General features: G+C 66.1%; 15 protein-coding genes. 11 read left to right on the top strand and 4 right to left on the bottom strand.

The window, feature by feature from the left end:
* Positions 1-86: 86 nt before the first annotated feature.
* Complete coding sequence (locus ACW17Z_RS03910; protein WP_492057617.1) at positions 87-752, bottom strand: AAA family ATPase; 666 nt, start codon at positions 750-752, stop codon at positions 87-89.
* 219 nt (positions 753-971) lie between these two features.
* Between ACW17Z_RS03910 and ACW17Z_RS03905 the strand changes: the two genes are divergently transcribed.
* Positions 972-1,679 (top strand): TVP38/TMEM64 family protein, encoded by a 708-nt coding sequence (locus ACW17Z_RS03905; RefSeq protein WP_492057616.1) that lies wholly within the window; start codon positions 972-974, stop codon positions 1,677-1,679.
* Here the strand turns inward: ACW17Z_RS03905 and ACW17Z_RS03900 are convergent.
* Positions 1,654-2,343 carry a TetR/AcrR family transcriptional regulator gene (locus ACW17Z_RS03900; protein WP_492057615.1) on the bottom strand — a complete coding sequence of 230 codons (690 nt, stop codon included), beginning with the start codon at positions 2,341-2,343 and terminating at the stop codon, positions 1,654-1,656. The two genes, ACW17Z_RS03905 and ACW17Z_RS03900, sit on opposite strands and share 26 nt — an antisense overlap.
* Positions 2,344-2,402: 59 nt before the next feature.
* Between ACW17Z_RS03900 and ACW17Z_RS03895 the strand changes: the two genes are divergently transcribed.
* From ACW17Z_RS03895 to ACW17Z_RS03855, 9 genes are all read left to right on the top strand, one after another.
* Positions 2,403-4,376: an alkyl/aryl-sulfatase gene (locus ACW17Z_RS03895; RefSeq protein ID WP_492057614.1), complete on the top strand. Its 1,974-nt coding sequence runs from the start codon at positions 2,403-2,405 to the stop codon at positions 4,374-4,376.
* A 237-nt stretch (positions 4,377-4,613) separates the two neighbouring features.
* Positions 4,614-6,188, top strand: coding sequence for a 2-isopropylmalate synthase (locus ACW17Z_RS03890; RefSeq protein WP_492057613.1), 1,575 nt, complete (start codon positions 4,614-4,616; stop codon positions 6,186-6,188).
* 161 nt (positions 6,189-6,349) lie between these two features.
* Positions 6,350-7,228, top strand: a complete 879-nt coding sequence (locus ACW17Z_RS03885) for a DMT family transporter (protein ID WP_492057611.1) — start codon at positions 6,350-6,352, stop codon at positions 7,226-7,228.
* Positions 7,229-7,570: 342 nt separating this feature from the next.
* Complete coding sequence (locus tag ACW17Z_RS03880) at positions 7,571-8,614, top strand: rod shape-determining protein (RefSeq protein ID WP_004623009.1); 1,044 nt, start codon at positions 7,571-7,573, stop codon at positions 8,612-8,614.
* A gap of 48 nt (positions 8,615-8,662) precedes the next feature.
* Entirely contained in the window at positions 8,663-9,679 is a 1,017-nt protein-coding gene (mreC, locus tag ACW17Z_RS03875; protein ID WP_492057610.1) for a rod shape-determining protein MreC, read from the top strand.
* The gene (locus tag ACW17Z_RS03870; protein ID WP_492057609.1) at positions 9,676-10,191 is read left to right on the top strand and encodes a hypothetical protein; all 516 of its coding nucleotides are present in this window, start codon (positions 9,676-9,678) and stop codon (positions 10,189-10,191) included. Before mreC ends, ACW17Z_RS03870 begins: the two co-directional genes overlap by 4 nt.
* Positions 10,192-10,195: 4 nt before the next feature.
* Entirely contained in the window at positions 10,196-12,196 is a 2,001-nt protein-coding gene (gene mrdA, locus ACW17Z_RS03865) for a penicillin-binding protein 2 (protein WP_419317460.1), read from the top strand.
* Positions 12,193-13,350, top strand: coding sequence for a rod shape-determining protein RodA (gene rodA, locus ACW17Z_RS03860; RefSeq protein ID WP_419317459.1), 1,158 nt, complete (start codon positions 12,193-12,195; stop codon positions 13,348-13,350). Before mrdA ends, rodA begins: the two co-directional genes overlap by 4 nt.
* The gene (locus ACW17Z_RS03855; RefSeq protein WP_492057608.1) at positions 13,347-13,898 is read left to right on the top strand and encodes a GNAT family N-acetyltransferase; all 552 of its coding nucleotides are present in this window, start codon (positions 13,347-13,349) and stop codon (positions 13,896-13,898) included. Before rodA ends, ACW17Z_RS03855 begins: the two co-directional genes overlap by 4 nt.
* A 38-nt stretch (positions 13,899-13,936) precedes the next feature.
* Here the strand turns inward: ACW17Z_RS03855 and pip are convergent, their stop codons facing one another.
* Positions 13,937-14,926, bottom strand: a complete 990-nt coding sequence (gene pip, locus ACW17Z_RS03850; protein WP_419317457.1) for a prolyl aminopeptidase — start codon at positions 14,924-14,926, stop codon at positions 13,937-13,939.
* A gap of 97 nt (positions 14,927-15,023) precedes the next feature.
* On the opposite strand from pip, the gene ACW17Z_RS03845 reads away from it, so the two are divergent.
* Positions 15,024-15,278 (top strand): low temperature requirement protein A, encoded by a 255-nt coding sequence (locus ACW17Z_RS03845; RefSeq protein ID WP_419317456.1) that lies wholly within the window; start codon positions 15,024-15,026, stop codon positions 15,276-15,278.
* A 4-nt stretch (positions 15,279-15,282) separates the two neighbouring features.
* On the opposite strand, the gene ACW17Z_RS03840 is transcribed toward ACW17Z_RS03845, so the two are convergent.
* Complete coding sequence (locus ACW17Z_RS03840) at positions 15,283-16,245, bottom strand: alpha/beta fold hydrolase (protein ID WP_492058480.1); 963 nt, start codon at positions 16,243-16,245, stop codon at positions 15,283-15,285.
* Positions 16,246-16,346: the final 101 nt, after the last annotated feature.

Genomic DNA, 16,346 nt, shown 5'->3' with positions numbered 1-16,346 from the left:
GTCATGCCTTCGCATCGCCCGGGATGGCGACGCAAAAGAGATAGGATCAACCGGGTTGTGCGGCTAGCGCTCGGGCCAGGCGCGCTTCAGTTCGCGCTAACGTACAGATCGCTTTGACCGCTCGGCGCCAAGGTTTCCAGATGGTCCCAAAGGCGCTGGATTTCCTGGCTGGCGGCCGAACTCGGCTCCCACTCGCAGACCGACCGGCCATGGGCCATCGACTGCTGGAAAGCGGCGCGCGCGCGCAAGCCGACCGGGGCCATGGGCATGCCGGTAAACCGCAGGGCTTCGGCGGCCTTGAGGACGCTGACGGGCTCGGCGCCATTGCGGCGGGGCGGGGCCTGGCTGAGAACGATCAGCCCCTTCTTGCCCAGACGGCGCACGGCCTCGGCTGACCGCGCGATCGAAGCGATGTCCAGAAAGGTGGGGCGGCACACCAGCACGCAGAGATCGGCGCACTGAACGGCCTGGAGAACATCAGTGTCGGGCGTGGCCGGCGTGTCGACGATCAGGCAATCATAACCGCTGTAGCCGGCCATGGCCTTGGTCTGGAACAGCTTGCCGGCGTTGATCTCCATCAGCGTGGGGCCCGGAGCGACGCGAGCCTTGAGCGCATCGGTCGCCGAGCGCTGCGGGTCGATGTCGGCGATCATGGTCTTGAGGCCCGCCAAATGGGCGGTGATGGCCAGGTTGACCGATAGCGTTGTCTTGCCGGCCCCGCCCTTGCGAGAAATCACAGCCAGGGTCTTCACGTCGGTCACTCCAGTTCAGACACGGTTCTTGCCCCACCGGCCTGTGGATAAGTAACGGTGTAATGTGAAGGCTTAGCAAATGAATTGTCGTGACGGGCGAGTGCTATCCCTTGAAAAACAAGGGGCGAGGGCTTTAACGCGGTTAATTTGCTCGCCATCGCGGCGCCGGACGCATGGCTGATGCTTGACCCACCGGCGCCATTGAGCGAGGCAGGAGGCGTGATGCGCCGCCTCATCGAGTTTGTGACCAATATGGACGCCCGCGCCTGGCGCACGGTGGCGGTGTCCTTCGTGCTGTTTGGCGGGGTCGGGATCGTCTTCCTGTTTGGCGCCCAGTTCCTGGGCCTCAATGGTGAGGCGGCCGTCGAGCAGTGGCTTGGTGCGGCCCATGGTCCCTGGGCCCTGCCCGTGGCGGTGGGAGCGTTCGCCGCCCTGGCCTTTATCGGTGTTCCCCAGTTCGTGCTGATCGCCGCGGCGGTGGTCGCCTTCGGACCCTTGACCGGCTTCGCCTATAGCTGGGTCGGCACCCTGGTCTCGTCGCTGGTCGGGTTCTGGCTGGGACGCGCGTTCGGCGCCAGGGTGCTGCGTGACTTCGCGGGCGACGGCGTGGCCAAGTTCATGCGGCTGATCGGCAAGAACGGCTTTCTGGCCAGCCTGATCGTGCGGCTGGTCCCCTCGGCCCCCTTCATCGTCGTCAACATGGCCGCCGGCGTCACGCCGATGAAGCTGCGCGATTTCGCGGCCGGCACGGCCATTGGCATCATCCCAAAGATCGGCCTGACGGCCTTCGCCGGCAACTCCATCGTCCAGGCCATGCGCGGCGGGGGCAAGCAGCACATCGTAATGCTCTTGATCGCCGTGGCTGTCTGGATCGTCGCGGGTCTTGTCGCCCGCGCCTGGCTCAAGAAGCGCGAGGCGGCTGACTAGCCAGGGTGGCGGGTTCTGGCGCGTCCGGCAGGCCCAGGGCGTCGCGGGTCGCGGCGCGCCACGCGCGGACCATCTGGCCAAACCATTTGATGCGCGCCGCGTCGGTCATGCCGTCGCTGCGTTCGATCCCGGCGACCCAAGCCTGGGTGATGAAGGGCAGGAAGGTTCGCGCCGCGTGGGCGCAGGCGGCTTTCAGGTCCTCGGAGGCTTCTGGCGGCGGCGCCACGAATGGTTCGGTCAGGCCCGAGAGAAGGGCGTCGCAGGCGGTCGCCCAAGGCAGGGTCTCGGGACCGCCGCGCGCCTCGCGCAACAGCAAGACGAACAGGTCAGGGTGGGCTCTGCCCATCTCGATCAGCGCCGCCATGCCCGAGCCGTAGCCGCCCCAGGGCTGAGCGGCGGTGGCCTCGATCTCGAGCAGGATCTCGCTGAACAGGGCGTCGATCAGGGCCTGGCGCGAAGGATAGAGCCGATAGATCAGGATCTTGGCCATGCACACCCGGTCGGCGATGTCCTGCATCGTCGCGGCGTGAAGGCCTTTTTCGGCGAACACCATCACGGCCGCGTCCAGCACGGCCTGGGCGCGCGCGTCGCGATCGACCCGAGGCTTGGGCTGACCGGGACGTCCCCGTGGCGTAGGTGGCCGAGCCTGGTTTGCTACCGTCATCTTCGATGATATGTAGAATGAAACTATAAAGTTTCAAATACGAAACGGGGGAGGATTCGATGTCGGAATTCAAGCTTAGCCGTAAGGCGGCGCTTGTCGTGTCGGCTGTTGCGCTTTTCGCGATTCCGTTGGCCGCTCACGCGGGTGAACCGGCCTCGACGCCGACCATCGAGCGCCAGAAGGCTGTTGCCCAGGCCTTACCGTTTTCCGATCGTCAGGACTTCGAATTCGCTGATCGCGGCTTTCTGGGCACGCGCGCCGACCCGCTGATCAAGCGCGCCGACGGCCAGGTGGCCTGGAACCTGGCGGCCTATGATTTCCTCAAGGGCGAGCCGCCCGCCACGGTGAACCCCAGCCTCTGGCGTCAGGCCCAGTTGCTGTCGCGCCATGGCCTCTTTCAGGTTTCGGACCGGGTCTGGCAGGTGAGGGGCTTTGACGTCTCCAATATCACCTTCATCAAGGGTGACAGCGGCTGGGTGGTCGTCGATCCGCTGACGACGGCCGAGACCGCCCGGGCGGCGTTTGATCTGGTGACCGAGAAACTGGGTGCGCTGCCGATCCGGGCGGTGATCTACACCCACAGCCACAGCGATCATTTCGGCGGCGTTCGCGGGATTATCGACGAGAAGGACGTCAAGGCCGGCAAGGTGGCGATCATCGCGCCCGAGGGCTTCATGAAGGAAGTCGTCAGCGAGAACGTCCTGGCCGGCAATGCCATGAGCCGCCGAGCCCAATATCAGTTCGGGATCATGCTGCCGCCCGGCGTCGAGGGGCAGATCAGTTCGGGCATTGGTCAGGGTGTCGCCAAGGGCACGATCACCCTGATCCCGCCCACTCAGATCATCGATCACACCGGCCAGGAACTGGTGCTGGATGGCGTGAAGGTGCGGTTCCAGTACACGCCCAACACCGAAGCTCCGGCCGAGATGAACTTCTATCTGCCGGACCTGCGCATTCTCGACATGGCCGAGAACGTCAATCCGTCGATGCACAACGTGCTGACCCCGCGCGGGGCGCTGGTGCGCGACAGCAAGGCCTGGGCCGACTATCTGACCGAGTCGATCCGGCTGTTCGCCGATGGCTCTGACCTGATGATCACCAGCCACGGCTGGCCGCGCTTTGGCCAGGAGACCGTCAAGACGGTGCTGGCCGAGCATCGCGACACCTACAAGTATCTGCACGACCAGTCGGTTCGGCTGCTGAATCACGGTTTGACCGGTGACGAGATCGCCGCCCAGATCGCGCTGCCGCCCAGCCTGGCCAGGAACTGGTACAATCGCGGCTACTACGGGAGCATGAGCTTCAACAGCCGGGCGGTCTATCAGCGCTATATGGGCTGGTACGACGCCAATCCCGCCCACCTGGCCCCGGCGCCGCCCGCCGAAACCGGCAAGCGCTATGTCGCGGCCATGGGCGGGGCCGACAAGGTCATGGCCTTGGCCGCCGAGGCCGCCAAGGCGGGCGACTATGCCTGGTCCGCCAGCCTGCTGAACCATGTCGTCATGGGCGACGAGAGCCAAAAGGCCGCGCGGGCCCAACTGGCGGACACCTATGAGCAGCTCGGCTACCAGACCGAGAACGCCATCTGGCGGAACATGTACCTGACCGCGACCGACGAGCTCAGGGGCGGCGTGCGCAAGATCCCGACCTCAATGGCCTCGCTCGACATGCTGCAGGGGCTGGAAAGCCAGATGATCTTCGACGTCCTGGCCATCCGGCTGAACGCCGAGAAGGTCGGCGACGCGCGTCTCAAGCTGGCTTTCATCTTTCCTGAGCGCAACGAGAGGTTCCTGGTCGAGGTTCGCAACCGGGTTCTGGTGGCTCAGCCGCTGGCCGCAGGCGAGACGGTCGACGCCACCCTGACGGTGGCCCGTCCGGTGTTCCTCGACTCGCTGTTCCGGGGGACACCCCTGCTGCCCAAGATCCTGACCGGGGAGGTCAAGCTCCAGGGCGATCGGGCCGCCATGGGGCGACTGTCGGGGTGGTTTGACGCCTTTCCGAGCGATTTTCCGATCGTGACGCGCCTCAAATAGTTTGGTGCGTGGATAGAAGTTGCGCAGCGTGCGGCCAATAGCGCTCCAGGCGCAAAATGCTTGCTGCAATTGGGGGCGATGTGTAGAAAGTAAGCATGAACGTCGCGCGCACCCTGCTTCTGCTTCGGCTTACCAGCCCCTGGGCGCTCTAGGGTCACGCATCGTCGTGACCGGGCGCGCAGGGGATGATTTACCCGCAGCCGCCCCGCACGCAGACACCTTCCGACGAGTATTCAAATGACCTCCGTAGCTAACGGCGCTTTCGACAAGCGCGACAACGTCGTGATTTTCGACACCACCATGCGCGACGGCGAGCAATCGCCCGGCGCCTCAATGTCGCACGATGAAAAGCTGGAACTGGCCAAGATCCTCGAGGAGATGGGCGTCGACGTCATCGAGGCCGGCTTCCCGATCGCTTCCAACGGCGATTTCGAGGCGGTCCGCGAGATCTCCAAGATCGTCAAGAACAGCACCATCGCCGGTCTGTGCCGCGCGCATCAGGTGGATATCGACCGCTGCGCCGAAGCGCTGAAACCCGCTGCCCGCGGCCGGATCCACGTGGTCATCGCCACCAGCGACCTGCACATGAAGCACAAGCTGCAGATGGAGCCGGACGCCGTCATCGACGTGATCGCCCGCTCGGTGACCCACGCCCGCAACCTGCGCGACGACGTCGAGTGGTCGGCTGAGGACGCTACCCGCAGCGACCGTCAGTTCCTGCGCCGCGCCATCGAGACGGCCATCAAGGCCGGCGCGACGACGATCAACCTGCCCGACACCGTCGGCTACACCTATCCGTCGGAATATGCCGACCTGTTCAGCTGGATGACCCAGAACGTCGAGGGCGCCGACAAGGTCATCTTCTCGACCCACTGCCATAACGACCTGGGCCTGGCCGTGGCCAACAGCCTGGCCGGCGTGCAGGGCGGGGCGCGCCAGATCGAGTGCGCGATCAACGGTCTGGGCGAGCGCGCCGGCAACGCCGCGCTGGAAGAGATCGTCATGGCCCTCAAGGTGCGCGGCGACAAGCTGCCCTACGAGACCAGGATCGACACCACCCACATCACCCGCGCCAGCCGCTATGTCTCGGCCATCACCGGTTTCCCGGTGCAGTACAACAAGGCCATCGTCGGCAAGAACGCCTTCGCGCATGAGAGCGGCATCCACCAGGACGGGATGCTGAAGAACCGCGAAACCTACGAGATCATGACGCCGGAATCGGTCGGCCAGGCGCCGTCCAGCCTGGTCATGGGCAAGCACTCGGGCAGCCACGCCTTCCGCGCCAAGCTGAAGGACCTGGGCTACGAGCTGGGCCAGAACGCCCTGAAGGAGGCCTTCGGCCGCTTCAAGGATCTGGCCGACCGCAAGAAGCACGTCTACGACGACGACATCATCGCCCTGGTGGACGACGCCCTGGCGCGCGGCTCGGAGAAGATCCGGGTGCTGCACCTGCGCGTCGTGGCCGGCACCGAAGGCCAGTCGGCCGAACTGACCCTGGATGTCGACGGCCAGGAGCGTCACGCAGAGGCGACCGGCGATGGTCCCGTGGACGCCGTCTTTAACGCGATCCACAAGATCGTGCCGCACAGCGCCGCCCTGCGCCTGTTCCAGGTGCATGCGGTTACCGAAGGCACCGACGCCCAGGCCCAGGTCTCGGTGCGTCTGGAAGAGGATGGCCGCATCGCCACCGGCCAGGCCGCCGACACCGACACGCTCACGGCCTCTGCCAAGGCCTATGTGAACGCGCTCAACAACCTCTTTGCCCGCAAGGAAAAGAGCCGTCCCGAGGCGGCGATCGCCAGCGGGTTCTAGCGCAGTCTTCCTTCTCCCCTTGCGGGAGATGGTGGCCCGAAGGGCCGGATGAGGGATTGTCCGGCCGCTCCGTTGCTGTTGTCGCGGGGCTTGCGCCGGGCGCCCCCTCATTCGTCGTTGCGTGACACCTTCTCCCGCAAGGGGAGAAGGAGAGGACATTCATGCTCTGGATTCCCATCACCATCGGCGCAGCGGCCTTGCAGGTCGCCCGCAACGCCGCCCAGCGCTCCGTCATGGGCGGGGCGGGGCCGTGGGGCGCAACCCTGGTGCGGTTCCTGTTTGGCCTGCCCTTCGCCACCGTGTTCGCGGCCATCGCCTGGTGGGCCACACCGGGCGCGCAGGCTCATCCCACGACCTGGTTCTGGCTGGCCTGCGCGGCGGGGGCGGGGCTGCAGATCGCCGCCACGGCCGCCTTGCTGACCGCCATGCATCGCTCGACCTTCGCTCTGGGCACAGCCATGCAGCAGAGCGGGCTGCCCTTCGCTCTTGTCTGGGGCGCGCTGCTGTTTGGCGACCATGTCGGCCTGATGGCCTGGATCGGCGGCCTGGTGGTCACCCTGGGTCTGGCGGCCCTGACTTGGCCGAGAGGCGAGGTGGTCCTGCGTCGCGGCGCCGTTCTGGCCGGGCTGGGCTCTGGCGCGATCTTCGCGCTGAGCGCCAACTGCTTTCGCCAGGCCAGCCTGGCCTTCGACCCCGGCCATCCCGTCGCCTCGGCCTTTGTCACGGTGATGATCGTCCAGGCCATCCAGACGGTGACCCTGACCAGCGTGCTGGCGGTGCGAAACCCGGCCGCCATTGCGGCGGTGGTCGCTGTCTGGCGGCAGTCTCTGGGGGCGGGGTTCTGCGGCGCGGCGGCCTCTGGCCTGTGGTTCACAGCCATGGCTCTGAGCCCGGTCGGACCGGTCCGGGCCGTCGGCGTGGTCGAAATGCCCATCGCCGCCCTGGCCGGGCGACGGCTGTTTTCCGAGCGTCTGACCCGTCTGCAGATCGTCGCCGGAGTGGTCACTGCGCTCGGCGTGGTCATGGCCGCGCTCGGCTAGATTTCGCCATGATTGGGCGCCTGGAGACCCTCGCCGAAAATGCCTTTGGACGACCCGCGAATAGACCTTGAAATCAACGCTTTCGCAGGGCAAACGGGCAGCGTCGACGCGCTTTGGGGCTGTCAGGCGACGGCGCGGCCAGGGGGCGGCGCTCCCGCCTTGTCCTCGAGTGCGTAAACCCAGATGAGACGGCGATTCCGGGGAATCATGTTGTCCTTGTCCGGTAGTGGGTTAGGTAGTGAATCGCGCGTGAAGTCCGCTTCGCGCCGAGGACTGGTCCAGAGCCTGCTTTCGTCTTGAACTGCCGCGTTTTGCCCCTCTATCCCTCAGTCAGGGCTTTCAATGTTTTCTTCCCTCTTCGGCGTGATCTCCAACGACATCGCCATCGACCTCGGAACGGCCAACACCCTTATCTATATGAAGGGCAAAGGCATTGTTCTGAACGAACCGTCGGTGGTGGCGCTTCGCAATGTCGGCGGCCGCAAGATCGTCCACGCCGTGGGTATTGAAGCCAAGCAGATGCTGGGCCGCACGCCGGGCCACATGGAAGCCATCCGTCCGATGCGTGACGGGGTCATCGCTGACTTCGAAGTCGCCGAAGAGATGATCAAGTACTTCATCCGCAAGGTTCACAATCGCAAGGGCTTCGTGAATCCCAAGGTCATCGTCTGCGTGCCGTCGGGCGCCACCGCTGTCGAGCGCCGCGCGATCAACGATTCCTGCCTGAACGCCTCGGCCCGCCGCGTCGGCCTGATCGACGAGCCGATGGCCGCCGCGATCGGCGCCGGCCTGCCGATCCACGAGCCGACCGGCTCGATGGTCGTCGACATCGGCGGCGGCACCACCGAGGTCGCCGTGCTGTCGCTGTCGGGTATCGTCTATTCGCGTTCGGTCCGCGTCGGCGGCGACAAGATGGACGAAGCGATCATCAGCTACATGCGTCGCCACCATAACCTGCTGATCGGCGAAACGACCGCCGAGCGCATCAAGAAGGAAATCGGCACCGCCCGCGCGCCGGCCGACGGCGAAGGCCTGTCGATCGACGTCAAGGGCCGCGACCTGATGCAGGGCGTGCCGCGCGAAGTCCGCATCAGCGAAAAGCAGGCCGCCGACGCCCTGGCCGAACCGGTCGGGCAGATCGTCGAGGCCGTGAAGGTCGCCCTGGAAGCCACGCCTCCGGAACTGGCCTCCGACATCGCCGACAAGGGCATCATGCTGACCGGCGGTGGCGCGCTGCTGCGCGGCCTGGACGCCGAGATCCGCGACCATACCGGCCTGCCGGTCACCGTGGCCGATGACCCGCTTTCCTGCGTGGCTCTGGGCTGCGGCAAGGTGCTCGAGCATCCCAAGTGGATGAAGGGCGTCCTGGAATCCACCCTGGCCTAGGCCTAATTTCCGACAAAGGCGCCGGGGCGGCGCCAGGAGAACGCGTTCGTGCCCTTTCGCGAAGGTCCCCTCGGCGACCTGAAAGTGCCGCTCACCTGGACCGCGGCCGTGGCGCTCATCGTCGCGGTCGTGATCGCGGTGGCGTTCTTGCTGGCTGATCGGCGCGAGACGCTGCAGGACCATGCCTACGGCGTGACCCGCCAGACGGTGGACACGGTCTCCAAGCCCGTGAGCGGCGTGATCGCCGCGCCGGGGCGCTGGACGGGTCTGGGTCTCGACTTCGTGCGGAGCTATTTCTTCACCGCCTCCGAGAACCGCCGACTGAAGGCCGAGAATACCGAGATGCGCCAGTGGCGCGATCGGGCTCTTGCGCTGCAGGACACCAACGATCGCTACAAGTCGCTGCTGGGCCTGAAGACCGATCCGCCCATTCCCATGGCGTCCGCACGCGTGGTCAGTGACAGCCGCGGCCCGTTCGCCAATACCCGCCTGGCCGACGCCGGCTCAGAAAAGGGCGTGGTGGTCGGCAATCCTGTCCTCAATGAGCGCGGTCTGGTCGGCCGGGTCGTCGGCGTTTCGCGTGGCGTCAGCCGCGTGCTGCTGCTGACCGATATCGCCTCGCGCACCCCTGTGATGATCGACCGCACAAACGCCCGCGCCATCCTGACCGGCGACGGAGGCCCCAATCCCAAGCTGGAATATCTGCGCGGTGTTGACCCTATCCAGCAGGGCGACCGGGTGGTCACTTCCGGCGATGGCGGCGTGGTGCCGCGCGGCCTGCCGGTCGGCGCGGCGGTCAAGGGTCTCGACGGGCGCTGGCGCGTGGTTCTGTTCGCCGACGATGCGGCGATTGATTTCGTCCGTATCCTGCTCTTCAAGGATTTCGCTCAACTGGCCGACGAGAAGCAGTTGCAGACCCGCAGCCTGCCGCCCGTGACCACTGAAGATCCCCAGACCTCGATCCTCAGCGCGCCAGTCGCCGTCACCAGGCCGCCCGTGGCTCCAGCCCCTCCGGCATCCGGACTGCCGGCATCCAGGCCGGCTGCAGCGGCGCCGGCGCAATGAGCATGCGCGGCGCCAGGCCCCTGCACCCGGCGCGCTGGCTGGGCATTCCGCTGCTGGTTTGCATGGCGGCGACCATCGTTTTTGCAGCGCCGCTGCGCATCTGGGGCCTGCAGCTGCCCGAGCCGGTTTTCGCCATGGTTCCGGCCTTTGCCTGGGCCCTGATCCGGCCCTCGATCCTCGCGCCCTTCGCCATCCTGCTCCTGGGTCTGTTCCTGGACCTGTTCTGGGGCGGTCCGACGGGCCTGTGGGGCCTATCCCTGCTGGTGGCCTATGCGATGGTGCTGATGGCTCGCAACATGATGACCGGCCAAAGCCGGGTCATGATGTGGGCCTGGTTTGCCGGGGTCACGGCTGTCGCCATGGTCGCCGGCTTCCTGTTTTCGATGCTCGACAGCCTGGCGACCCCCAGTCTGCTGGCCGTTTTCTGGCAGTTTCTGGCCACGGCCCTGCTGTTCCCGTTCGCCCACCGGCTGGTCGACCGCTTCGACGACGCCGACGTTCGCTTCCGGTAGGGCGATGAGCGAACCGTCAATCCTGTTCTTTGAGGTCAATGAGCGCCAGGGGGTGTTCCACCGGCGCGCGTTCCTGATGGGCGGCCTCGCCGGCGCCGGCCTGCTGGCCCTCGGTGGCCGCCTGGCGCAACTGCAACTGGTCGAGGCCCAGCGCTACCAGAAGCTCTCTGCTGGAAACCAGTTCAATTATCGGTTGATGCCGCCGCCGCGCGGCCTGATTCTGGACCGCAACGGCACGCCCCTGGCGTCCAACCGGCCCAATTTCCGGCTGATGATCACCAAGGACAAGGGTCTCGACGTCGAGGCCGCCCTCGATGACCTGTCAAAGCTGGTGCCGATCGATGGAACGCGACGCGCCCGCCTGATCAAGGATATCGCCCGCGCGCCTCGCAAGGCGCCGGTGGCGATCATGGAAGACATGAGCTGGGAGGAGTTCTCCCGCGTCAATATTCGCGCGCCCGAACTGCCTGGCGTCACGGCCGACATGGGCGAGGTCCGGGTCTATCCGTTTGGCGGCGCCTTTGCCCATGTCATCGGCTATGTCGCCAAGGTGTCAGACCGTGACCTGAAGGCGGCCGAGAAGGACCCGACCCAGGACCAGGACCTGCTGCACCATCCGGGCTTCCGGATCGGCAAGCAGGGCGTGGAAAAGGCCTTTGACACCGATCTGCGCGGCCGCGCCGGCGCGACCAAGGCCGAGGTCGACGCCTTGGGCCGGGTCGTGCGCCTTGATCCGGAAGGCGACATCCGCCCGACGCCGGGCAAGGAGATCCGCCTTACCCTCGACGCGGATATCCAGAACCGCGCCCTTGAGGTCATGGGCCAGGAAAGCGGCGCCATCGTCGTGATGGACGTGCGCAACGGAGACCTGCTGTGCATGGTCTCGGCGCCCAGTTTCGACGCCAATCGGTTCGTCAAAGGGCTCAGCGGGCCTGAATACAAGGCTCTGGCCGAGTACGAGCGCAAGCCTCTGCTCGACAAGGCGATGACGGGCACCTATCCGCCCGGCTCGACCTTCAAGCCGACCGTGGCGCTGGCGGCCTTGACGGCGGGTGTCGATCCCGAAGTGCGGATCAACTGTTCGGGCGGCTGGTACTATGGCGGCCGCACCTGGCGTTGCTGGGAAAAGGGCGGTCACGGCGCCCAGAACATGAACGACGCGATCAAGAACTCCTGTGACATCTATTTCTACCAGGTCGCGCTGAGGATCGGGCCGGATGCGATCGCCAAGGCGGCCCGCGCGGTCGGTTTCGGCGAGATCTTCGATATCGGCATTCCCGGACAGAGGCGCGGCATCGTTCCGGATCGCGCCTGGAAGAAGAAGGCCTTCAAGGACCCCCGCAACCAGATCTGGTTCCCCGGCGAGTCCCCCAGCTACGGGATCGGGCAGGGGGCGCTGAACGTCAACGCCCTGCAGCTGGCGGTTATGACGGCGCGGCTGGCCAATGGAAAAAAGGCTCTGGTCCCGCGGCTGATCAAGTCGGTCGGCGGCATTGAACAGCCCAGCGGGGCGGCTGTGCCGGAGCTGCCGTTCTCCGCCGAACATCTGGCCTATGTCCGCGACGGCATGGCGGCGGTCTCCGCGGCCGGTGGCACCGCCTATCGCAACAGCCAGTTGGGGCTGGGCGACATCCAGATGGCCGGCAAGACCGGCACCGCCCAGGTGCGCAGCTTCGACAAGGGCGTGTCGCGCGACAGCAAGGACGTGCGCTGGCGGCTGAAGGACCACAACCTGTTCGTCGCCTTCGCCCCCTATGACGATCCCCGCTACGCTGTGTCGGTGATCATCGAGCATGGCGGCATGGGCGGCGCCACCGCCGGCGCGCCGCGCGCCCGCGAAGTCATGCGCGTGGCCCTGCTGAAGGATCCGGAGATCCGCGCCCGGATTGAAAAGCCGATGCCCATGCCCGACGCGCCGCCCGAGGCGGTGATCGAGGGCGCCGCCCCGGAGGATCCGATCATTGGCGCGCCACCCCAGGCTGCACCGCAGGAGCCGCAGACATGACCCTCAGCGGTGGTCTCAGCCGTCCCGGTGAACGCGACCGGCCCATCATCAAGTTCATGGAGATCGACTGGACGTTCTGTCTGGCGCTCTGCCTGATCGCCGGCGCCGGCGCGCTGATGATGTTCTCGATTGCCGGGGCGTCCTGGGAGCCGTGGGCGGCCAAGCACCTGGTTCGCTTCGGGCTCTACTTCGTCATGATGATCGTGCTGGCCATGATCGACCTGCGCCTGTGGTTCATGATCGCCTATCCGGTCTATGCGGTCGGGCTGCTGCTGCTGGTCGCCGTGGAACTGGTGGGTGACACCTCGCTGGGCGCCACGCGCTGGCTGTCGATCGGCGGTTTCCGCTTCCAGCCTTCGGAAATCATGAAGATCGGCCTCGTTCTGGCCCTCGCCCGCTACTATCATGGCCTTTCTGCCGACAGCGCCCGGATGTCCTGGCGGTTGCTGGTCCCGGCGGTGATGATCGCGGCGCCTGTGCTGCTGGTGGCCCACCAGCCCGACCTGGGCACGGCTATTCTGATTGCGTCGACGGGGCTCGCCATCGTGATCCTGGCCGGTCTGTCATGGCGGATCATCGTCGCCGGCATAGTCGCGGTTCTGGCCGCTATTCCGCCGTTCATCCTGTTCGTGCTGCACGATTATCAGCGCAACCGGATCCTGACCTTCATGGATCCTGAAAGCGACCCCTCCGGCAAGGGCTACCAGATCATGCAGTCCAAGATCGCCCTGGGGTCGGGCGGTCTGATGGGCAAGGGCTTTGGCCTTGGCTCGCAGAGCCAGCTGAACTTCCTGCCCGAAAAACAGACCGATTTCATCTTCGCCACCCTGGCCGAGGAATTCGGCTTCCTGGGCTGTTTCAGCGTGCTGTTCCTGTATGGCGTCGTGATCTTCATGGCCTTGCGCATCGCTTCGATCAGCCACAGCCATTTTGGTCGCCTGGCCGCAGCCGGCACGACGGCCACGTTCGCGCTCTACGTGCTGATCAATGGGGCGATGGTGATGGGCATGGCGCCGGTGGTCGGGGTGCCGATGCCGATGCTCTCCTACGGCGGCACTGTGATGCTGACCGTGATGATCGGCTTTGGCCTGGTCCAGGCCGTGCGGGTGCACCGCTACACCGAGGTCACCAGCGGCAAGGGATCGCTGATGTGACGCCGGAGGCGGGCCATTTGCTGCCCGTCATCCTGACGCCGCGTCTGCGTCTGCGCTGTTTCGAGGCTGGCGACGCGCCGAGGCTCGCCGCCAATCTGACGCCGCCGGTGACCCGCTGGCTGGCGACCTGGCCCGATCCCGTGTCCGTCGACCTCGCCGCCCAGCGCATCCAGATTGCCCGAGACGGCGTCACGGCCGGCTGGCACGTCGGCTATGGCGTCGAACGCTTGTCCGACGGGTTGCTGATCGGGGGCTTCGGCGGCGATGTCGATGTGACCGGCGAGACCTTCGAGATCGGCTATCACCTGGCCGAACACGCCCACGGCCAGGGCTATATGACAGAAGCGGGCAGGGCGGCGATCGCCACGCTCTGGGATCTGATGCCGATCAAGCGGATCGAGGCCGTCGCGCAGCGTGAGAACGTCGCGTCGTTCGCGGTGATGCAGCGTCTCGGCATGAACCCCGCAGGCCAGAGACTGGTCCATTCCCTGGCGCGCGATCGCTGGGAGTGGTGCGGCGTCTACGGCGTGGATCGCCCTGGGCGCTGAGCTTGGGGCTGGCGTAACGTCGAGCCGCGAAACGGGTCCTAGGAAACCAGCGCTGACTCGGTGGCCCGCACCAGCCCGTCAATAATGCCGGGCTCGGTCGAGGCGTGTCCGGCGTCCCAGATGATGTCGAAGCGCGCTTCCGGCCAGGCCTTGTGCAGCGACCAGGCGCTGTCGAGCGGCGTGACCACATCGAAGCGGCCCTGCACGATCCAGCCGGGGATGTGCTTGATCTTGTCGATGTTCTTAAGGATCCAGCCGTCGTGGTCGAAGAAGCCCTTGTTGGTGAAGAAGTGGCATTCGATCCGCGCGAAGGCGACGGCGAAGTCTTCCTCATTGAACTTGGAGGGACGGGCCTCGGGCCCGCGCAGCGAGATGGTGTCACCCTCCCACTGGCTCCAGGCGGCGGCGGCTTCCAGCTGCACGCGACGATCGGGGGCAACCAGCCGCCGGTGATAGGCGCTCATCAGATCGCCGCGTTCTTCCTCGGGGATCGGCGCCAGGAACCGCTCCCAGGCGTCAGGGAACAGCATTGAGGCGCCGTCCTGATAGAACCAGCGCAGTTCCTTCTCGGTGAGCAGGAAGATACCGCGCAGCACCAGGCCCTCGACGCGGTCGGGATGCTTGATAGCGTAGGCCAGGGCCAGGGTCGAACCCCACGAGCCGCCGAACACGGTCCATTTCTCGACGCCAAGATGTTCGCGAAGCCGCTCGATGTCCTCGATCAGGCTCCAGGTCGTGTTGTCGTCCAGGCTGGCATTGGGGCGCGAGCGGCCGCAGCCGCGCTGGTCGAACAGCGCCATGCGCCATTTGGCCGGGTCGAAGAACCGCCGCATGGTCGGATTGACCGCCCCGCCGGGGCCGCCGTGCAGGATCACGCACGGCTTGCCGCGCGGATTGCCGCATTCCTCGTAATAGATCTCGTGCGGACCGCCGGTGGGCATCCAGCCGAACGAATAGGGCTCGACCTCGCGGAAGAGGCCGCGCCGGCCGATCGAGGACATGACGGTGGAGGAAGCGTTGCGATCCATGCCCCGAACCTAACGCGCTTCACATCGTCCTGTGAACGAAAGATCGACCGACGCCGTTCGGGGATGCGTCCTGCCGCCGAGTTGCTATGTTCTGCTCATGGACTCGCCTGAAGATCTGACCGACGAAGAGCTGCTGGGCATGCTCACCCCGCGCCAGTTGGCGGAACTGGACCGCACGATCGGCGAGACCTTCTCCGATGGCGGCGTTGATCGGGTCGAGGCGCTGTTCGCCCTGGCTCAGGTCTATTCGATGCGCGCAGCCCAGCGCGACGAGACCTCGGCCCTGGCCCTGCTGCAGCTGGCGGCGGCGATGCGGCGGCGCGCCGAGGCGCTGGCCAGCGGCCGGCCCTGAAGCATCAGGCCGGAAAGCGGCGATCCAGCCAGTCCAGCATGGCCGCATTCACCTCTGCCGGCTTCTCCTGCTGGGTCCAGTGACCGCTGCCCTTGATCAGCACCTTTTCCAGATCCTCGATCTGTTCGCCCATGCGGTCGCAGAGCGATGGCGGCAAGACCACATCATGCTCGGCCATGATCATCAGGCAGGGGATGGCGTCGATGCGGCGGGGCAGGTGCTCCGCGCGCTGCCAGTTGCGGGTGAAGTTGCGGTACCAGTTGATGCCCCCGGTAAAGCCGGTGCGCTCGAAGGTCTCGGTGAACACGGCCAGTTCCTCGGGACGCAGGAACTGCAGCGGGTCGCTGGCGGGATCGTAGCGCGCCAGGCCTTCCTGCAAGGCCAGGCTCTTGCGCTCCGCCGGGCGCGCCTCGAAGGCTTCGACGCTGTCGCCGGGCGCGCGCATGAAGAAGCGGATGGTCTTGCCCGCATCGGCGCCCAGCAGCGCGTCGGCGATGCCGGGCTTCTGGAAGTGGACGATGTACATCTCGTCGCCATAGGCGCGGCGGTACATCTCGATCGGATCTATCGGCAGGCGAGGGGTGAACGGGGTGTTCAGGCCCACGATCCCGGCGCAGCGATCGGGATGCAGCAGCGGCATGGCCCAAACGATGATGCCGCCCCAGTCGTGACCGACGAAGACAGCCTTTTCGACGCCCAGATGGTCCAGCAGTCCGACCAGATCGCCGGTCAGGCTGTCCATGTCATAGGCCTCGACCGGTTCGGGGCGATCGGTCAGGCCATAGCCGCGCTGGTCTGGCGCGATCACCCACCGCCCGGCCGCAGCCAGCGCCGCGATCTGGTGTCGCCAGGAATAGGAGAATTCCGGAAAGCCGTGGCACAGCACGATGGGAACGCCCTGGCGCGGGCCGGCCTCGTAGTAGGCCATGCGGATACCATTGACCGTCGCGAAAGACGGCTGCGGCATCGGCGGGGCCAGCGGACGCTCCTCGGTGCGGCTCATCGATGTCTCCTGCAGCTTTCCGGCCCTATCTGATTGTTGATCACCGTGACGGCCCAAACCTCGCA

The sequence above is a fragment of the Caulobacter sp. GSs2 genome, from assembly GCF_058680895.1.
Note: the sequence above shows the minus strand (reverse complement) of the source record. Positions and strands in the feature narration are given on the sequence as shown.

Excerpts from the sequence above, each read along its gene's own strand:
- ACW17Z_RS03890 (WP_492057613.1), top strand. The coding sequence starts at position 4,614 with ATGACCTCCGTAGCTAACGGCGCTTTCGACAAGCGCGACAACGTCGTG.
- ACW17Z_RS03840 (WP_492058480.1), bottom strand. The coding sequence starts at position 16,245 with ATGCCGCAGCCGTCTTTCGCGACGGTCAATGGTATCCGCATGGCCTAC.
- ACW17Z_RS03845 (WP_419317456.1), top strand. The coding sequence starts at position 15,024 with ATGGACTCGCCTGAAGATCTGACCGACGAAGAGCTGCTGGGCATGCTC.
- mrdA (WP_419317460.1), top strand. The coding sequence starts at position 10,196 with ATGAGCGAACCGTCAATCCTGTTCTTTGAGGTCAATGAGCGCCAGGGG.
- pip (WP_419317457.1), bottom strand. The coding sequence starts at position 14,926 with ATGGATCGCAACGCTTCCTCCACCGTCATGTCCTCGATCGGCCGGCGC.
- ACW17Z_RS03895 (WP_492057614.1), top strand. The coding sequence starts at position 2,403 with ATGTCGGAATTCAAGCTTAGCCGTAAGGCGGCGCTTGTCGTGTCGGCT.
- rodA (WP_419317459.1), top strand. The coding sequence starts at position 12,193 with ATGACCCTCAGCGGTGGTCTCAGCCGTCCCGGTGAACGCGACCGGCCC.
- ACW17Z_RS03870 (WP_492057609.1), top strand. The coding sequence starts at position 9,676 with ATGAGCATGCGCGGCGCCAGGCCCCTGCACCCGGCGCGCTGGCTGGGC.
- ACW17Z_RS03900 (WP_492057615.1), bottom strand. The coding sequence starts at position 2,343 with ATGACGGTAGCAAACCAGGCTCGGCCACCTACGCCACGGGGACGTCCC.
- ACW17Z_RS03880 (WP_004623009.1), top strand. The coding sequence starts at position 7,571 with ATGTTTTCTTCCCTCTTCGGCGTGATCTCCAACGACATCGCCATCGAC.
- ACW17Z_RS03885 (WP_492057611.1), top strand. The coding sequence starts at position 6,350 with ATGCTCTGGATTCCCATCACCATCGGCGCAGCGGCCTTGCAGGTCGCC.